Annotated in this window: 11 protein-coding genes; 8 read left to right on the forward strand and 3 right to left on the reverse strand. The window is 36.6% G+C overall.

The features are described 5' to 3' along the window. Positions 1 to 8 precede the first annotated feature (8 nt). Positions 9 to 1730 (reverse strand): S8 family peptidase, encoded by a 1722-nt coding sequence (locus RBU59_RS25390; RefSeq protein WP_308145265.1) that lies wholly within the window; start codon positions 1728 to 1730, stop codon positions 9 to 11. A gap of 192 nt (positions 1731 to 1922) precedes the next feature. On the opposite strand from RBU59_RS25390, the gene RBU59_RS25395 reads away from it, so the two are divergent. The 7 genes from RBU59_RS25395 (at position 1923) to RBU59_RS25425 (ending at position 13705) form a co-directional block, all read left to right on the forward strand. Further along, positions 1923 to 4553, forward strand: coding sequence for a bifunctional diguanylate cyclase/phosphodiesterase (locus RBU59_RS25395; protein ID WP_308145266.1), 2631 nt, complete (start codon positions 1923 to 1925; stop codon positions 4551 to 4553). 270 nt (positions 4554 to 4823) lie between these two features. Continuing rightward, the gene (yicI, locus tag RBU59_RS25400; RefSeq protein ID WP_308145267.1) at positions 4824 to 7193 is read left to right on the forward strand and encodes an alpha-xylosidase; all 2370 of its coding nucleotides are present in this window, start codon (positions 4824 to 4826) and stop codon (positions 7191 to 7193) included. A gap of 124 nt (positions 7194 to 7317) precedes the next feature. After that, positions 7318 to 8364 (forward strand): aromatic acid exporter family protein, encoded by a 1047-nt coding sequence (locus RBU59_RS25405; RefSeq protein ID WP_308145268.1) that lies wholly within the window; start codon positions 7318 to 7320, stop codon positions 8362 to 8364. Between the two features lie 387 nt (positions 8365 to 8751). After that, positions 8752 to 9705 carry an ABC transporter permease gene (locus RBU59_RS25410; protein ID WP_308145269.1) on the forward strand — a complete coding sequence of 318 codons (954 nt, stop codon included), beginning with the start codon at positions 8752 to 8754 and terminating at the stop codon, positions 9703 to 9705. 12 nt (positions 9706 to 9717) lie between these two features. Next, complete coding sequence (locus RBU59_RS25415; RefSeq protein ID WP_308145270.1) at positions 9718 to 10638, forward strand: carbohydrate ABC transporter permease; 921 nt, start codon at positions 9718 to 9720, stop codon at positions 10636 to 10638. Positions 10639 to 10735: 97 nt separating this feature from the next. After that, entirely contained in the window at positions 10736 to 12556 is a 1821-nt protein-coding gene (locus tag RBU59_RS25420) for an ABC transporter substrate-binding protein (RefSeq protein ID WP_308145271.1), read from the forward strand. Positions 12557 to 12892: 336 nt separating this feature from the next. Further along, positions 12893 to 13705, forward strand: coding sequence for an alpha/beta hydrolase (locus RBU59_RS25425; RefSeq protein WP_308145272.1), 813 nt, complete (start codon positions 12893 to 12895; stop codon positions 13703 to 13705). Between the two features lie 45 nt (positions 13706 to 13750). On the opposite strand, the gene RBU59_RS25430 is transcribed toward RBU59_RS25425, so the two are convergent. Both RBU59_RS25430 and RBU59_RS25435 read right to left on the reverse strand, forming a co-directional pair. Then, a complete protein-coding gene (locus tag RBU59_RS25430; protein WP_308145273.1) occupies positions 13751 to 15301 on the reverse strand; it encodes a response regulator transcription factor in 1551 nt (516 codons plus the stop codon). Between the two features lie 3 nt (positions 15302 to 15304). Beyond that, positions 15305 to 17107, reverse strand: a complete 1803-nt coding sequence (locus tag RBU59_RS25435; protein ID WP_308145274.1) for a sensor histidine kinase — start codon at positions 17105 to 17107, stop codon at positions 15305 to 15307. A 217-nt stretch (positions 17108 to 17324) separates the two neighbouring features. On the opposite strand from RBU59_RS25435, the gene RBU59_RS25440 reads away from it, so the two are divergent. After that, a complete protein-coding gene (locus tag RBU59_RS25440; protein WP_308145275.1) occupies positions 17325 to 18044 on the forward strand; it encodes an AzlC family ABC transporter permease in 720 nt (239 codons plus the stop codon). The last annotated feature ends 3 nt before the right edge of the window (positions 18045 to 18047 follow it).

Below are 18047 nucleotides of genomic sequence, written 5' to 3' on the forward strand. Positions count from 1 at the left end.
CGTTGTTTTTAACCAGTGGTTTCTCCTCTTAAGCTGTTAAAGGCATTATAGATATCCAGGATTCCGTAACCCCATTCCCGGTTAGGATATACAGTGCCAGGAGTTCTTCTGGCTCCTCGTATCAGTAAATTTTTAATCTCCACACTGTCAAGTTGTGTATAATTTCCTCCAATAATACCCCACTCCAGTACCATAGCCGCAATTCCGGCTGTGTGTGCAGCCGAAACACTGGTGCCGGATCTGGTTGTGTATGTATTTCCCGGAGCCGGACCTACCAGATTGACTCCGGGAGCAGCCAGGTCAGGGCTGATGTTATTCGTTCTGGTAAATCCCCTGCTGGCATTGATAAATAGACTTTGATTGGTATAATCATAGGCAGTAACAACAATAGGAATGATCGTGTTACCAGGAGAGGTCAGAGTAATTTCTGGAGTTGGCTGTGTGAAATAAGTCTGATCACTAATAAAAGTTGAAATGGGAAGCCATATATTAAAACGGGAATCCAAATCGGTATTCGAATATACACGGAATCGCCAAATTCCTTCCGTAGGAGTATTAAAACGAATTAAAATTAACTGATCTCCAGTCTGTGTTTCCACAATCTGATAATCTACATAAATAATCGTTTGTTCAAAAATGAACCGGATAATACGGGTTTCACCTATTCTTGCGGGAATTCTTGGGATAAATTCTCCGGTAGGAGATAAGATATCGATGGAAAAGGTACTGGGGGCATCACCCCATAATTCCATGGAAAATCCGCTTTCATTTGGACCAACTCTTAATTCTACTGTTTCATATTCTGTTCCACGGCTGATAATACCCATAAAATGATGACCTCTGTTTCCTTCATTTCCTGCAGCAATAGACACTCCGATTCCTCTGATATCCGCTATAGTAGAAAGGTAGTTACTTAATACCCCCCGTTCATCATGGGCACCCTGAGAAGTACCGAAACCAATACAAATGGATAAAGGCCTCATCAGCCGGTTAGCTACGCTTAGTAAATAATTAATTCCCAGCATAATATCCGTTTCCTGATAGCAGACCGCGTCCTGGGGGATAGCAAAAAAATTACGGGTAAATTGTTTCGCCTGTCTTAATTTAACCACCACAAGGTCTGCAAGGGGTACAACACCCGAAAAATTATTTTCAATGCTTTCCGTACCTGCGGCAATACCGGATAAAAAAGTACCATGCCCATCCTCATCGGTGGTTGGGACAACAGAAAGCGGGTTTGCATTCTGAAGAGCAAGATCAATCTGCTCCTGGGTGTATTCCGTTCCATAAAAAAACCCCTCCGGAGATTGACCGGTTTGTATAGTCTGATCCCAAATAGAATATATTTTAGATGTACCATCAGCGTTTTTAAAAGCATTGTGTGTATAATCAATCCCTGTATCAATAATTCCTATTAACACGCCCTCACCCCGGAGGTTAAAGCTTGGAATATTACGAATTCTGGTTACCCCGGAGGCTTCCAGGCTGCCGGTATCCATTAAACCAAAACAGCTGGGATAAATTCCATAACCATATAATTGAATTATATTTTGAGGCAGACTGCTGATAGGAGTATATACAACAGCATGTGTCGAAGTAAGGGGGGCATAGCAGGTATCCCGATTTGCTGTAAGCAGATCAAATGTCTGCCCAAATTCAACTATAAATTCAGCATAATCTTCGCTGAGAGCATATTCTCTGCAATTTTGATCCAAGGTAATCATCTCCATTTAATAGAACTCATTAATTAAATATATGAGTAAATATCCTTATTATTCTATATTACCAGGGAGCATATTTTTATAATGTATATAAGAGGTTTTTTAACTTTTGCGGGGTTGTCTGATATATGTTTTCATGGTATAATTTAACTCGATATTTCTTTTAGAGAGTACATCAGGGAAGATGGGAAAGTACGAAGCATGGATGGTAAAGATAAAACACTAAGGAAAAGAAATCTTTACACGAAAGAACAAATGATGGATTTCTTTACAAACATTACATTGCCGGATGGCATGATAAGTAATTATATAGAAAAAGATAATTATATTGAATTTGTTTATGAGGATACAATTTATTCCGCGTTAATAGACGGGGGTAATTGGACAGAGATCAAAGAAGAAATGTTTCGCCAAAAGGAACGTAAGCTTAAAGAAAGTTACCGGATGAAAGAATTGGAGAAACAGGATTCTTTGACAAGATTATTCAACAAAGAATATACCAGACAGATTATAGATGAATTTTTAGCAGCTTCAAAACCGGATTCCAAACATGCACTTATGATTGTTGATATTGATAACTTTCAGGTAGTGAATGAGAATTTAGGGTATTTATTTGGTGATACGGTTTTGATTAATATTGCAGATTCATTAAGAAAGATATTTTATGATACGGATATACCGGGCCGAATTGGCGGTGATGAATTTCTTATTTTTCTTAAAAATGTTGATAATCAGGAAGTATTAAAAGATAAGGCGGAAGAGATATATTCTGTGTTTCGTAATACATATACCGGCGAGAATACAAATTACTCTATGTCATGCAGTATTGGTATCGGAGTGTATCCTGATGACGGAGCAGATTTTGAACAGCTGTTTTCTAAAGCAGATGCTGCATTAATTTATACGAGAGAGAACCAGAAGAATTATTATGGATTCTATCGCGAAATCGAAAACAGCAGCAGTTATATAGATACCGGCTGTTATGAAAAATATAAGATTACAAAAACCAGAGCCTATGGCAGTAATAATTTTGATAAGGAAATTACTGCTTTTGCCTTTGACATTATGTCAAGAACAAAGGACGTTAACAGTGCAATTAATCTCCTGTTAACTAAGGTAAGAGCACAATTTGATTGCAGCCATATCTGTATTTTAGAAAATTCTATTAATTCGCAACTAATTACTACATATCTTAGCTGTAAAGACGAAATAAAACCGGATAAAAGTAAATTTAATAATTTCGTATTAGAATTAAATGATAACACAAGCAGATTTGATGAAAACGGTATTTTTTTTATTAATAATGTTACCGCATGGAATGAAGAGTATGAAATTGACATTCTTAAAACGATGCATATTCAAGCATTGCTGCAATGCGGAATATTCGAGAATGGTGTATTAAAAGGCTGCGTCAGTATTCACGATAACGAAAAACCCAGATACTGGACACAGTATGAAATTGATTCTATGGTTACAATAACGAAAATCATATCTTCGTATCTATTAAAAATGCGTGCCTCGGAGAGAGCAAATGAACAGTTATATAAAATCAAGAATTATGATGCACTAACAGGACTTCCCTCTTTGCATAAATTCAAAAAGGATGTAAGGAAATTATTGGCAGACAATCCGAGACAGAAATATGTAATCATATATTCGGATATTACCCAATTTAAGTATATTAATGATACTTTAGGATATGATGTGGGTGACAGAATTTTGAGTGATTTCGCGATGCTTATATCCTGCAATGGAACTAAGATGGATGGAGTTGCAAGAATTTCAGAGGATAATTTCCTGGCTGCTTGTCCTTTAATTGATGAGAAAGTTCTTAAAGATAATATTTTATTACTGAATGAGCAATTTAATATTAAACAAAGGTCAAAATATCCTGGAAATAAGTTTATTATTGCCAGCGGTGTATCTGTTATAGATCCGGCAGAAGATATATCCGTTGCAATCGACAATGCCAATGTAGCTAGAAAAAGTATTAAAAATTCCTCTAAAACTGACTGTAAATTCTTTGACAATTCCATGAAAGTAAAACTGCAACGGGAAGCAGAGATAACGAATTCCATGGAGCAAGCTTTGAAAAACAGTGAATTTATCGTATATCTCCAACCTAAAATTGGTTTGACAGATAATAATTTAGTTGGAGCTGAGGCTTTGGTCAGATGGAAAAAAAATGAAAATACTCTGATTCCACCAAATGATTTTATTCCTTTATTTGAAAGAAATGGCTTTGTAGTTAATTTAGATTTCTATATCTATGAGGAAGTTTGTAAATTACTGCATTACTGGATTAATAATAATCTTCCGGTTGTGCCCATATCCGTCAATGTATCACGGATACATTTAAATGATGAGAATTTTGTAAATGAAATAAAAAAGCTGGTAGATCATTATGCGATACCTTATCATTTATTAGAATTGGAACTAACAGAAAGTATCTTCTTAAATAATGCGGAAGCAGCTTTAACTACCATGAAAAAGCTGCGGAAGTTGGGATTCGGGGTTTCTATTGACGATTTCGGAGCCGGTTATTCCTCTCTTAATTTGTTAAAAAATATGGAGACGGATGTTATAAAGCTGGATAAAGAATTTTTCGGAAAAGGTGATATGCAGAAAGAGGAACAGATTATTGTATCAAGTATTATAAGCATGGCTAAACAGTTAAATATGAAAGTTTTGTCCGAAGGAGTAGAAACCCAGACACAATCGGACTTTTTAAAAACGGTAGATTGTGATATGGCACAGGGGTATCTATATTCCAAACCGATCCCGGTTGAGGATTTTGAATTTCTTATGAAAAATACTTATACTAATAACTGAAACCACATTTATTTAATCTATGATACAACCGGTTAGTCCTTCCTAACTAAGTTCTAAGGCCACTCTGGACTGAACTTTATTAGGAGGGACATTTGTATATTTAATAAACTATAATACATGTCAGATATGAAAAAAAACATTGTTTGTTTTTTATTTATGGATATAATATAACTTGTATAACTTATCGGAGATGGATTCAAATATAAGAAAAAAGGCGGTGTTTATCACCGTACAGCTAACGATAGGAACATAAGTTGAAAGGAGATAGCTATGAAATTTAGCAATGGATGCTGGGTACAAAAAGAGGGAGTGGAATGCTTCAGTCCGGCTGAAGTTTATGAAACAAGGCGAAGCAACAACAGTATAACATTTTGCGCACCTACACATAAAATAAATCGCAGAGGTGATACTTTAGGAGGACCAAATCTTACGATTAAGATTTCAGCTCCCGCACCGGAAGTTTTAAGAGTTCAGACATTCCATTATATGGGTGTAATAGATCACGGACCGAATTTTGAATTATCCCTGGATGAAAATAATACCTTGATAATAGAAGAGGCTGATTGGGGATTTAAGTTATCTAGCGGTTCTTTAAACTTAACGATTAATAAACAGGATGCTTCAATGCAGTTTAACAGGGGCGATTACAAATTAACAACAAGTGGCCGTCGTGATTTAGCATATATGAAGACTGATTTTAGAGGTCTTGCCTATGAAACGGATAATAAAGATGCATATATGAGAGAACAGTTAAGCTTATCCGTAGGAGAATTGATTTACGGTTTGGGTGAACGGTTTACACCATTTATTAAAAATGGGCAGAATGTAGAAATCTGGAACGAAGATGGTGGTACCTCAACGGAATTATCTTATAAGAATATACCATTTTATCTTTCTAACAGAGGTTATGGTGTGTTTGTAAACAGCTCCGATAAAGTATCTTATGAAGTAAGTTCAGAGATGGTTAAAAAGGTCGGATTCTCTGTTCCGGGAGAAAACCTGGATTATTTTATTTTTAACGGACCTACAATGAAAGAAGCTATCACCAGATATACGGACTTAACCGGTAAGCCGGCACTTCCTGCACCTTGGACTTTTGGCTTATGGTTATCCACTTCTTTTACCACAAATTATGATGAAGCAACGGTAACCGGTTTTGTTGATGGTATGTTAGAGAGGGATATTCCTCTCAGCGTATTCCATTTCGATTGTTTCTGGATGAAAGCTTTTAACTGGTCAGACTTTAAATGGGATAAGGATGTATTTCCGGATCCGGCAGGCATGTTAAAACGTCTGAAGGAAAAAGGATTAAAAATCTGTGTATGGATCAATTCCTATATAGCCCAGGAATCTGTGCTTTTTGAAGAGGGAATGGAACACGGATATTTTGTTAAGAGAACAAACGGTGATGTATGGCAATGGGATATGTGGCAGCCGGGAATGGCTTTGGTTGACTTTACAAATCCTGCAGCCTGCGATTGGTTTGCATCGAAACTGGAAGTTTTAATGGATATGGGTGTTGATTGCTTTAAGACCGACTTTGGTGAAAGAATTCCGACTAAGGATGTTGTATATTATAACGGAGCAGATCCGGTTAAAATGCACAATTATTACACCTATTTATATAATAAGACAGTTTTTGGTTTGGTTGAGAGAAAACGGGGGAAAGGCAATGGTGTAGTATTTGCCAGAAGTGCAACCGTCGGCGGACAGAAATTTCCGGTACATTGGGGCGGTGACTGCTGGTCTGATTATGAATCCATGTCAGAGAGCTTAAGAGGAGGATTATCCTTAACCATGTCCGGTTTTGGTTTCTGGAGTCATGATATCGGCGGCTTTGAAGATACCTCTACACCGGATGTTTATAAGAGATGGGTAGCATTCGGTTTAATGTCCTCTCATTCAAGGTTACATGGCAGCTCCTCCTACCGTGTGCCGTGGGCTTATGATGAAGAGTCCGTTGATGTAGCCCGTTTCTTTACGAAATTAAAAGCTTCTTTAATGCCGTACCTTTATAGGAATGCCATCGAAACCAATAAAACAGGGGTACCTGCTATGAGAAGTATGGTATTGGAATTCCAGAATGATCCGACCTGCGGTTTTCTGGATAAACAGTATATGTTAGGAGACAGTCTTCTGGTAGCACCGATATTTAATGAAGAGGGTATGGCTGAGTACTTTGTACCGGAGGGAAATTGGACGAATTTCTTAACAGGAGAGAAGGTAACCGGAGGCAGATGGGTCAAAGAACATCATGGATATTTAAGCATACCTTGCCTTGCCAGAGAAAATTCCATTATTGCAGTTGGTTCCGTGGATACCGAACCCGAATATGATTATGCCAACGATGTAACGCTAAAAGTATTTCAGTTAATAGAAGGAACGGAAGCAAAAACAACTGTTTATAATATGGATGCGAAATTGGAATTAAGCATATCCGTATTAAAGGAAGCAGGCAAAATAACGATTAAGGTTCAAAACTTCGGAGAGAGCAAGCCATATAAGATTTATCTCCATGATGTAAAAAATATAGCTTCTGTTACCGGAGCTGATATACAAGCGGAAGAGAAAGGTACTGTTATTCTGCCTTCCGAAACCGGTAAGGATTCCGTTACGGTTATGACTTGCTTATTAGATTAGCATTATTATTTTATATAATAAAATGGTATAATTACATTATAAAATAAACCCAATCAGGGCTTGCCATAACTGTTTGGCAGGTCCTTTATTTATCATTCAGGACTGGCAAAGGAGTAAGCTTTCATTGAAAATATTTAAGAGATTAACTAAGGATAAAATTAATTTCATAAAAATATTAAAAATAGCAGCCGGAAGCAGTGCGGCAATCCTGTTTGCTGACTTTTTGGGCCTTAAGTACAGTGCATCTGCCGGGATTATTACTTTATTAAGTATCCAGGATACAAAAAAGGAAACTTTGATTGTTGCCGGGAAACGGATCCTTGCATTCTTCCTGGCTTTATTAACGGCCTATGTCCTGTTCCGGTTTTTTGGTTATCATACCGTTACATTTGGTGTTTTCTTATTAGTGTTTATAACGGAAAGCTATTTATTTCATTTGCAGGAGGGAATAGCGATGTGCTCGGTACTGGTGACCCATTTTCTTATTGAAAAGGATATGGGGGCAGCCTTTATCTGGAATGAAGCCCTGATCATGATCGTAGGCACTTTCGTAGGTATTCTTTTAAATCTGTATATACCGGGGAATTTTGATGCGGTAAAGGCTGATATGCGGTTGATTGAAAGTGATATTAAAACAATTTTAGGGAAGCTCTCCGAATCTATCTTAAGTAACCGGAAAACGTTAAAGAGCGATGATAGCAAGAATTGCTGCACATTGGATAAGGAATTTAATGATCTGGATGAACATCTGAGAGAAGCGCTCACCCGTGCTTATGATAATATGAATAATACCTTATTAAGTGATACCCGCTATTATATTCAATATTTTACCATGAGGAAAAGCCAGTTAACCATTCTAAAACATATCAAAGAACAGATAAATCTGCTTACGATAGTTCCAAGACAAGCTTCACCCATTGCTTTGTTTCTAAACACTGTCAGGGAGCATTTTCATGAGTATAATAATGCGGAGAAACTACTGGAGGAATTAGAACAGATAAAATCAGGCTTTCGGGTAGAACAAAATCCTGTTACAAGGGAAGAATTTGAGAACCGAGCGGTTTTATATTTAATATTATATGATTTAGAAAACTTTTTACTCATTAAAAAGAATTTTGTTAACAATATAAGTTTAAACCAGATAATAACCTTTTGGAAAAAGGATGATTAATTAAATCCGTTTATTTTCTATTATTCTTTATTAATCATAAAAGTATTATAAGTCCAATTTAGTCTATGAAATAAATACAGGTGTATATATATTCGAGTTAGCTGTCTATCCCTTGAACACAAGGATTCTTATCGTGGACAGCTTATGTAAAATCGAATATATATACACCTGTATTCATTATTCCGTATCTGAATTAGCTTGATACTGGTTTTTATCAAGAAAGCAGAATAGGTCAGCGGCAAAACTTCAACCTAATTATAAAAATCCAATTTTTACTGTATATTATCTTAAATTTTTATAGTATTAATGTGAAAAAAAAACTGATAGTATAAATGAGTCATTAAAACTTACTTGTATAATGGCAGCATCAAGTCCAGGAGGTTAAAAATGCAAAAATCAGTATCAGTACAGACTAAAAATATTCAGAAAGTGAAAAAAAAAGGAATCTCAGAGGGAAAGAAATTGTTTTTGTACATAGTACCGTTTTTAATATTATCTTTCGCATTTTCCTATTTTCCGTTACATGGTTGGATATATGCCTTCTTTGATTATAAGCCGCCGCTAAAATTAACACAATGTGAATTTGTAGGATTTAGGTGGTTTAAAATGTTATTTGCTAATCCGACACAGATTAGCCAGCTGATGAAAGTAATGAAGAATACATTTGCCATGAGCGGGTTAACACTTGCTACATCATTCCTGCCGGTAATTTTTGCTATCTTTTTAAGTGAAATAAAAAGTAAATGGTTTAAGAATTTTGTGCAGACATTTACAACTGTGCCGAATTTTATCAGCTGGGTTATGGTGTTTTCCGTAGCATTCAGTTTATTCTCCATCACAGGTATGGTTAATACGCTATTAATGGGTGCCGGGATTATTACAACTCCAATTAAATTTCTGGATGGCGATTCCCATACCTGGCTGTCTATGCTTTTGTGGAATACATGGAAAACCCTTGGATGGGGATCTATCATGTATCTTGCAGCAATTACAGGTGTCGACCAGGAATTATATGAAGCTGCCAGAGTAGATGGAGCCAACCGTTTTAAATTAATGAGGCACATAACCCTGCCGGCTTTAATGCCCACTTTTTTTGTGCTATTAATGCTTTCCGTTGCAAATTTTCTGAATAATGGTCTGGACCAGTATTATGTATTTCAGAATTCTTTTAATAGAGAACATATACAGGTACTTGATTTATATGTATACAATGTCGGTATGACAGGCGGCAGTCCTTCATTGGCAACCGCAATCGGTATGCTAAAGAGCTTAGTCAGTGTTACTTTATTGTTTACAGTTAATTTTGTATCTAAAAAAACACGTGGGGAATCCATTATTTAGAAAGGAATCATTATGAAACAGATGGTAAAAAAGAAGAAAAAGCCGGAAAGGTCAGAACTGGCTTTTGATATTTTAAATCATATATTTTTTGTAATTTTTACTTTAATTTGTATCTATCCGTTTTATTACCTGATTATTAATACAATCAGTGCCAACGACTTAAGTGCAAATGGAATGATTAATTTTCTCCCAAAGAAAATTCATTTTGATAATTATATTAATGTTCTTAAAATCAGGGGGCTGGGTACTGCTTTATGGGTTTCGGTGGGCAGAACAGTAATTGGAACTGCCTGTACAGTATTAGCTTCTGCGTTTTTGGGCTTTATGTTTACCCAGCAAAAGATGTGGGGCAGAAAATTCTGGTACCGTTTTATCGTTGTTACCATGTATTTTAATGCAGGGTTAATTCCCATGTTCTTAACCATGAAAAATTTACACCTTACCAATACTTTCTGGGTATACATAATTCCGGTAATTGTGCAGCCATTTAACATAATTTTGGTTAAAACATATGTGGAATCAATTCCAGCATCTCTTCAGGAGGCAGCCAAGATAGACGGAGCTGGAATCATTACGGTTTTCAGAAAAATTATCCTGCCTACCTGTAAGCCTATTTTAGCGACAATTTCAATCTTTGCGGCAGTAACTCAATGGAATTCCTTTCAGGATACTTTAATTTATATTACTGAACAGAAATTATATTCCCTGCAATATTTACTGTATTGTTATATAAATCAGGCAAATTCTCTTGCGGCATTAATTAAGAACAGTGTTGGTTCCGGGAGTAATGTTATGGCATTGGCAACACAGCAGACACCGACTTCGGTACGTATGACTGTTACCGTTATTGTAGTATTGCCGATATTATTCATCTACCCAATGTTCCAGAGATATTTTGTAAAAGGTATTATGATTGGTTCCGTGAAAGGGTAGCTAATTAATTAAAATAATTATTAGTTAATAAGCAAAACAAAATTAATTATTTTATTTTGCTGATTATATGAAAAAAATTATATTGGAGGAATAAGGTATGACAAAGAAATTACTAAGTATGCTATTAGGTGTCCTATTAGCAGCATCCATGCTTGCAGGATGTGGTAAAAAAGCAAGTCCAACAGCAGACATCGTGACTTCTGAAGACTCTGCAAAAACCGAAGATAGTGCAAAAACTGCAGATACTACTGCATCAGGAGATAGTGACAAGACTGGAGCAGAGAAATATCCGGAGTTTATTACAGTTGACGTTTTTGACGGTTTAGCGAATTATCAGGGAATTCAATCCGGATGGTTTGCTAAGATTGTAAAAGACAAATTCAATATGGAGATGAATATGATAGCACCTAACGTAGCAGGCGGCGGAGAGACATTGTTTCAGACGCGTTCGGCATCTGGAGACCTTGGAGATTTAATTATCTATGGTGCGGATGGCGGAAGGTTACAAAACATGGTAACTGCAGGGCTGGTACTTAATTTGACGGATTTAATTGCCGATAAAGAGAACCTTAAGAAATATCAGAGCGGAATTGATTCCTTAAATGAATTGGTAAAGGAAGACGGAGTTTATGGAATCCCCAGCAGTGTTTCCGAACAACCGGCAACAAATCCGTCAGAGGGTCTTGATCCGACTTTTGGACCATATCTTCGCTGGGATGCGTATAAGGCTGCTGGTTATCCGCAGATGAAAACAATGGAAGACCTGCTTCCGGTTTTAAAGGCAATGCAGGATGCGGTTCCTGAAAGCGACACAGGCAAGAAAACCTATGGCATCTCATTATTCAAAGACTGGGACGGCAATATGATGTGTTTAGCGAAACAGCCAACCTGTTTTTATGGGTACGACGAGTTGGGATTTGTTTTGTCAAAGGTGGATGGCTCTGATGACCAGAGTATAATTGACAGTGATTCCATGTACACCAGAGTATTGAAGTTATATTATGATGCAAATCAGATGGGGCTTGTAGATCCGGAATCTACTACCCAAAATTATGATACGTTATATACAAAATACCAGGATGGACAGATTTTATATTCACCATGGCCGTGGTTAGGCCAGGCGGCTTATAATACACCGGATAATAAAGCTGTCGGAAAAGGATTTATGATTGCCTCCATTGATGACATGAAAGATCTGTCTTACGGATGCAGGCCTGATGGTGACAGGCAATGTATTGCAATCGGAAGTAAAGCAGAAGATCCCGAAAGATTAGCTGACTTTATTGATTGGTTATATTCGCCGGAGGGAATTATGATGTCAGCCGCACAGACTTCAAGCTCCTGTGGTCCGGAAGGGTTGACCTGGGAACTAGTGGATGATAAACCTGCCTTAACCGATTTCGGTTGGAAAGCTTTCTATGAAGGCGGTAATACTATAGTTCCTGATGAATGGGGCGGAGGCAGCTGGAAAGACGGAGTATCTGCTCTTAACTTTCCTGCTGTCATACCAAGCGATACAAATCCGGAAACCGGATATCCATATAACTATACATTATGGGAGTCCGTATTAGAGAAAAACACAACACCACTTGATACAGACTGGCAGGCAAAAATGGGAGCAAAAACTACCATAGAGTTTTTACAGAACAAAGATCAGCTTATGGTTGCACCAGGTTCCTCTTATATTACACCGGAAGAAGATTCTGAGATCACTACCTTAAGGGGACAATGCAGGGCAATTATTATTGAATATTCCTGGAAGATGGTATTTGCCTCAGGTGAGGATGAATTCAACAGTTTATTAAAAGAAATGCAGGATACGGTAAAAGGTTTAGGTTATGATAAGGTATTAGCTCTTGATATGCAGAATGCAAAAGATCAGAATGCATCCAGGGCAGAAGCAGCAGCCTCAAAATAAGGAAAATAGTTAACCGATAAAATTATAATATAGAGTTTGCCAGTTGTAACAGTCAGCTCTTAACTACTTCCTGACATAACGGATTATGTTTTTTAATTCTATTATGTCAGGAATTTTTTGTAAGTAGTTTTATCTATCAAGGAAGTGTAGCTGTTGTCTAACAGCCTTTATAAATTTCTGCAAAAGATTAGTACCCTTTGAATTAATTATTTAAGCTGGAGATTATTTTAAGATCTAATGTAGGAATAAGATTGTTTATTAGAATAGAGGCAGGTAATGTTAAGTGGATTCTGAATATATGGTTGGTTTTTACAAAGATAATTGGAGGATAATATAGTGATTCATGAAGTTTTTGATATACAGGTAGAAGGTTCCAGCCTGGATACAAAATTATATACTTACTTTTTAGATAATTCAAATGAAATAAATCCAGGTGGTATCAGACCTGTTATTGTTATATGTCCGGGAGGCGGATATACCATGACCTCGGACAGGGAAGCGGAGGCACTGGCTATTCAATTTATGGCAATGGGGTATCATGCGGCAATACTTCGTTATTCCTGTGCACCGGCAGTTTATCCTACTGCCTTAACGGAATTGGCGGCAGTTATTTCACTTTTAAGAAATAATTCAGAGAAATGGCATATTAATAAGGGAAAAATCATTGTACAGGGTTCTTCCGCCGGAGGGCATTTAGCAGCGAGTTACGGAGTTTTCTGGAAGGAATCTTTTTTGGCAGAAGCAGTGCATACAGATACGGAGCAGTTAAGACCCAATGGATTAATATTAAATTATCCGGTGATTACATCCGGACCGTTTGCCCACCGGGAATCCTTTCAAAATCTATTAGGGGAGCGGTATGGGGAACTATCTGAAAGAATGTCACTGGAAAAGCAGGTGACGGAAGATACACCTAAGACCTTTATCTGGCATACATTCCCGGATGATTGTGTTCCGGCTGAAAACTCCTTACTTTTTGTAATGGCATTAAAAAGAAAAAATATTCCTGTTGAATTTCATTTATATCCCGTGGGAGGTCATGGACTGGGGCTTGCGACAAAGGAAACAGCGTGTCCAAACGGATATGGTGTTCAGGAGGAGTGTCAAAGCTGGATTCCATTAGTTAAAACCTGGCTGAAAAATATATAACAGGAGTATAAAGAAGTACATTTAAAAAATGAACTAGCTGCAAGGTTAGTTCATTTTTGTATTATTTTTCCGGAACTCAGCAGGGCTTATCCCTACATATTTTTTGAATTTCTTGTGAAAATAGTCTACATTCTTATAGCCTACAAGTTCTGCTATCTCATATACTTTTAAGTTCTTCTGCTTCAGGAGCTCCATCGTATGATTAATACGTATATGGTCAATATAAGAATTAAAGCTTTCTCCCATTTTTTTATTAAATATTTTACCTAAATAGGAACTGTTATAACCAAAAAGAGGAGCTATGTTTTCTAATTTTATATTATCATGGTAATTATGATTTATATAATAAACAATATCATCTAAGATACTTTCACTGGAAGAATTGCCTATTGCATTCATTAACATCTCGAACTGCTCTGAAAAGAACAAAACGATCTCGTATAAATAGTACTTACTTTCAATAAGATCAATAACGGATGAATTCGTTGGAAACGGGATATCGGCAGTGCTATAAATATGATTTATATTCTGTTTGATCTGTAGATAAATATCTGCCAAAAACAGCTTTATCCCGGATAGATCCGTCCTGGAATAATAGAGATTGTTATTAAGAGCAGATAAGGTATCCGCAATCATTTTACGGTTAAAGCTCTGGATATAGCCACAGAATTTATCCGAGTATAATTTTGATTCCTCTGTGCTGACCTCATATACAAGGTCTTCAAAAGCTGGAAGCTGTTCATAACCTATGGCATGCTGGTCCTGTTCACAGAAAAAACGCCGGTTTAATAAGTTTAGAGCATCTTCATAGGAATAATGGATATCTTCTAATTTATGAATAAGACGTCCATAGGTTACAAACAAAGAATCCAGAGGTGACCCTTTTTGCGGTTTTTTCTCATAATGGCTCAGAACATTAAGGAAGCGTTCCAGAGCAAATGGTCCCTTTAATAGAATGACATCTTTCTGATGTAACTTAATATGTTCAAATGAGCTGTTTCCCTGATTGGTTACTTTTAATATATTCGCAAAGCTATAAGTAAGGCCAAAGGAATCCAGGTTATAATTTTCATAAATAATAACCTGGTATACACAAGCAGAAAGGTTTATTTCATCCGGATGAACACCTGAAAAGTCACAGGTGTTAAGAAGAATGTCCCGCAGTATGGTATATTTAGCTTTTTCCCGGTAATGTTTCATGGTATTGGTATGTAATTTCTCTTTTTCTATGGTATCCTTAACTGTTTTTACGGCATTGTATAATTCATCTTCATCAATTGGTTTGGTCAGGTAGAAATCTACACCGCAGCGGATTGCCGTCTGGGCATACTTAAAATCGGAATAGCCGCTTAGGATGATAAAATGACCTTTAAATTGCTGTTCCCTTGCCAGCTTTGCAATTTCTGTTCCCTGTAATTTAGGCATTCGGATATCTAAGAGTACCAAATCGGGATTTAATTCAAGAATACCAGCTAAGGTATCCTCTCCATTACTTGCTTCACCGCAAATGGTGAATCCTAGTTCTTCCCAATTGATTATATATTTTAATCCTTCCCGGATGATCGCCTCATCATCTGCTAAAAATACTTTCATCATTAATTATTCCTCCATTATATTATGTAAAGGAAGTGTAAGGGATACTAAAGTTCCTTCTTTGCGATTGCTTTTTATTTCCATGCCATAAGTTTCACCATAAAAAAGCTTGATTCTTTGATTGATATTATAAAGGCCGATACTGGATGCGGCAGTCTTTTTAGGAATCTGTATACTGTCGTTTAAGGAATTTAATTTATCTTCTGTCATGCCAAGACCATTATCAAAAATATTGATTAATAATAAGTCATCATCCTTTGTTTTTACATCAATACAAATCTGTCCGTTATACTCAGTATCTTCCAATCCATGGAGTATGGCATTTTCGACAATAGGCTGCAGCAGTAGTGGAAGAATTTGGTATTCTTCCAAATCCATATCATCCGGAACCGTTAAGGTGTAGTTTACGCGGTCATTAAAACGAAGCTTTTGGATTGCCAGATAAGTAGAAATATAATCCAATTCCTTTTTCAGAGTAGTAGAAGAGGTTCCGGTATTTTCCAACACATAGTGCATGGACTTACCGAGCAGCTTTATCGCATTAGCCACATCCCGATTCCCTTCCGTTAAAGCTTTCATACGGATGGTCTCCAGGGTATTGTAGAGAAAATGCGGATTAATCTGGCTGGCCAGCATTTTAAATTCCATTTTCTGCTGTTGATTTTTAAGTACCTGTTCCTGAAGCTTTGCTTCATACATTCGGGTATTCATCTGGGTTATGCTTTGAATCATGACCTTTAAGTCTGAAAAGACCTGTGATAATTCATCATCCCCCGGAATAGAATCTATAATGTTATAATCGCCATTGCTGGCCTTATACATTTCCCCGCGTAAGGTGATAATTCTGGAACTAAACTGGTTGGTAAATAAAGTAATTATAACTAAAGGCACTATAGCAGCTATGAGAATAATCGCACTGCAGATAATTATTATGTTTGCTGTATCGTCCAATGCCTTAAAATCTAAAGTTGAAATATAGATTTTATCTTTAGAAACATAGGGCTGCAAAGTTGAAATATTTGCTATACTTTCCTTATTTTCGTAAGTTAGCTGACCGGAATATTGAAATAGGGACCGCTCATAATTAATAGGAAGTTTCAGGTAATTTCCGGACAGATTTCGTTCTGAACTGTAAAATACGGGGTCTTTATTAACGGTAACGGCAGTGAATAAGGAATTATTTTGTATTCTATTCTTTAAATATATATTGCTTATTCTAATAACCAATACGGCATATTCCTTCGTGGTGATAATGGGGATCTTTCTTATTAAACATAGTTCCCGGGAAGTATGTTTCCAGGAGTCTACGGAATTAAGGCTTTTCCAAAGTATATCAGCACGATTGCTTGCCTGTTTATACCAGGGTTTGTTTAAAATATCTTTCGTGACCGGTTTAAAGGATGCATATTCAGAGATAGTCGGATTGGTTGTATATAGTTCAATGGATGAGATAAACGTATTTTTGTAGATATAATTATTTAACTTAGTAAAATTACTGCAGTTTTTTGCAGCATCCTGTCTGGTAGAATAGCGGGTGGCTAAGAGAGTCTGCAGATTTTTATCCGCAAAGATTTCATCAGAAATGTTATATACAGTGGTAGTCACATCAAACATAACGGATTTTACACGGGTATTATCAGCTTCCACCTGTTGCTGATAATGATTCAATAATAATCTTCGGGTATTCACTATTAAAAAAATTCCAATAATTAGAACAGGGATTAAAAGTGCAGAAAAATAAATGAAGTTTAATTGCTTTTTTACATTGGTATTATAAAAAAAACGCCGTAAGACTTGTAAAATCTTCATAATCAGATGCACCTTTCCTAACTTACATATATTAGTATTATAGTAGAAGCCAAAATAATTGTCAAATAACCGAATTGCCATATCTTATTAAAATAATAATAAGGGTTTCCTTTTATGGAAACTAATGCTATAATCTACCTCAGCATGGACTGTTGCAATTAAATTCACAGGACATTTGCAACATCCCTATTACGTATATAGGAGAGGATTAAGTTTAATGTTTACGAATGATAACAAAACTAGTTTTTATTACGGATTAAAAAAAGGGATTCCGATTGCTCTTGGGTATATACCGGTTTCCTTTACATTTGGTTTAATGGCTGTTTCAGGCGGGCTGCCAGTCTGGCTTGCCATATTTATATCAGCCTCAAATATTACATCGGCAGGGCAATTTGCAGGAACCAGCTTAATTCTTGCAGGAGCAGGATATCTGGAGATTACTCTTACCACTTTTGTTATAAATATAAGATATATGTTAATGTCCTTATCCTTATCTCAGAAAATTGAAAATAAAATGCCGCTTTACCAAAGATTCATATTTGCTTTTGGCATAACGGATGAAACTTTTGCTGTTGCGTCAATGGAACAGGGGAAGCTACCCTTTTCATATTTGTTAGGATTAATCCTGGGGCCGATAGGCGGCTGGACATTAGGAACTGCTATAGGTGCCCTTATCTGTTCGAAATTGCCGCAGAGTTTGAGCAGTGCTATGGGAATTGCATTATATGGCATGTTTATAGCAATTATTGTACCGCCTGCTAAAAAGTCCAAAACCGTACTTAGTATTGTTCTGATATCCGTATTTATTATGTGTATATTGAAATACATCCCAATATTTAAAGCAATATCTCCAGGTTTTCGGATTATTATTGCAACAGCAGCTGGTGCCGGAATCGGTGCGTTTCTATTCCCTGTAGAAGAAGACTTAAGGAGGTAATAA

It is taken from the genome of Anaerocolumna sp. MB42-C2 (genome assembly GCF_030913705.1).
Classification (GTDB): Bacteria; Bacillota; Clostridia; order Lachnospirales; family Lachnospiraceae; genus Anaerocolumna.

Excerpts from the sequence above, each read along its gene's own strand:
- RBU59_RS25410 (WP_308145269.1), top strand. The coding sequence starts at position 8,752 with ATGCAAAAATCAGTATCAGTACAGACTAAAAATATTCAGAAAGTGAAA.
- RBU59_RS25415 (WP_308145270.1), top strand. The coding sequence starts at position 9,718 with ATGAAACAGATGGTAAAAAAGAAGAAAAAGCCGGAAAGGTCAGAACTG.
- RBU59_RS25430 (WP_308145273.1), bottom strand. The coding sequence starts at position 15,301 with ATGATGAAAGTATTTTTAGCAGATGATGAGGCGATCATCCGGGAAGGA.
- RBU59_RS25395 (WP_308145266.1), top strand. The coding sequence starts at position 1,923 with ATGGATGGTAAAGATAAAACACTAAGGAAAAGAAATCTTTACACGAAA.
- yicI (WP_308145267.1), top strand. The coding sequence starts at position 4,824 with ATGAAATTTAGCAATGGATGCTGGGTACAAAAAGAGGGAGTGGAATGC.
- RBU59_RS25420 (WP_308145271.1), top strand. The coding sequence starts at position 10,736 with ATGACAAAGAAATTACTAAGTATGCTATTAGGTGTCCTATTAGCAGCA.
- RBU59_RS25390 (WP_308145265.1), bottom strand. The coding sequence starts at position 1,730 with ATGGAGATGATTACCTTGGATCAAAATTGCAGAGAATATGCTCTCAGC.
- RBU59_RS25435 (WP_308145274.1), bottom strand. The coding sequence starts at position 17,107 with ATGAAGATTTTACAAGTCTTACGGCGTTTTTTTTATAATACCAATGTA.
- RBU59_RS25440 (WP_308145275.1), top strand. The coding sequence starts at position 17,325 with ATGTTTACGAATGATAACAAAACTAGTTTTTATTACGGATTAAAAAAA.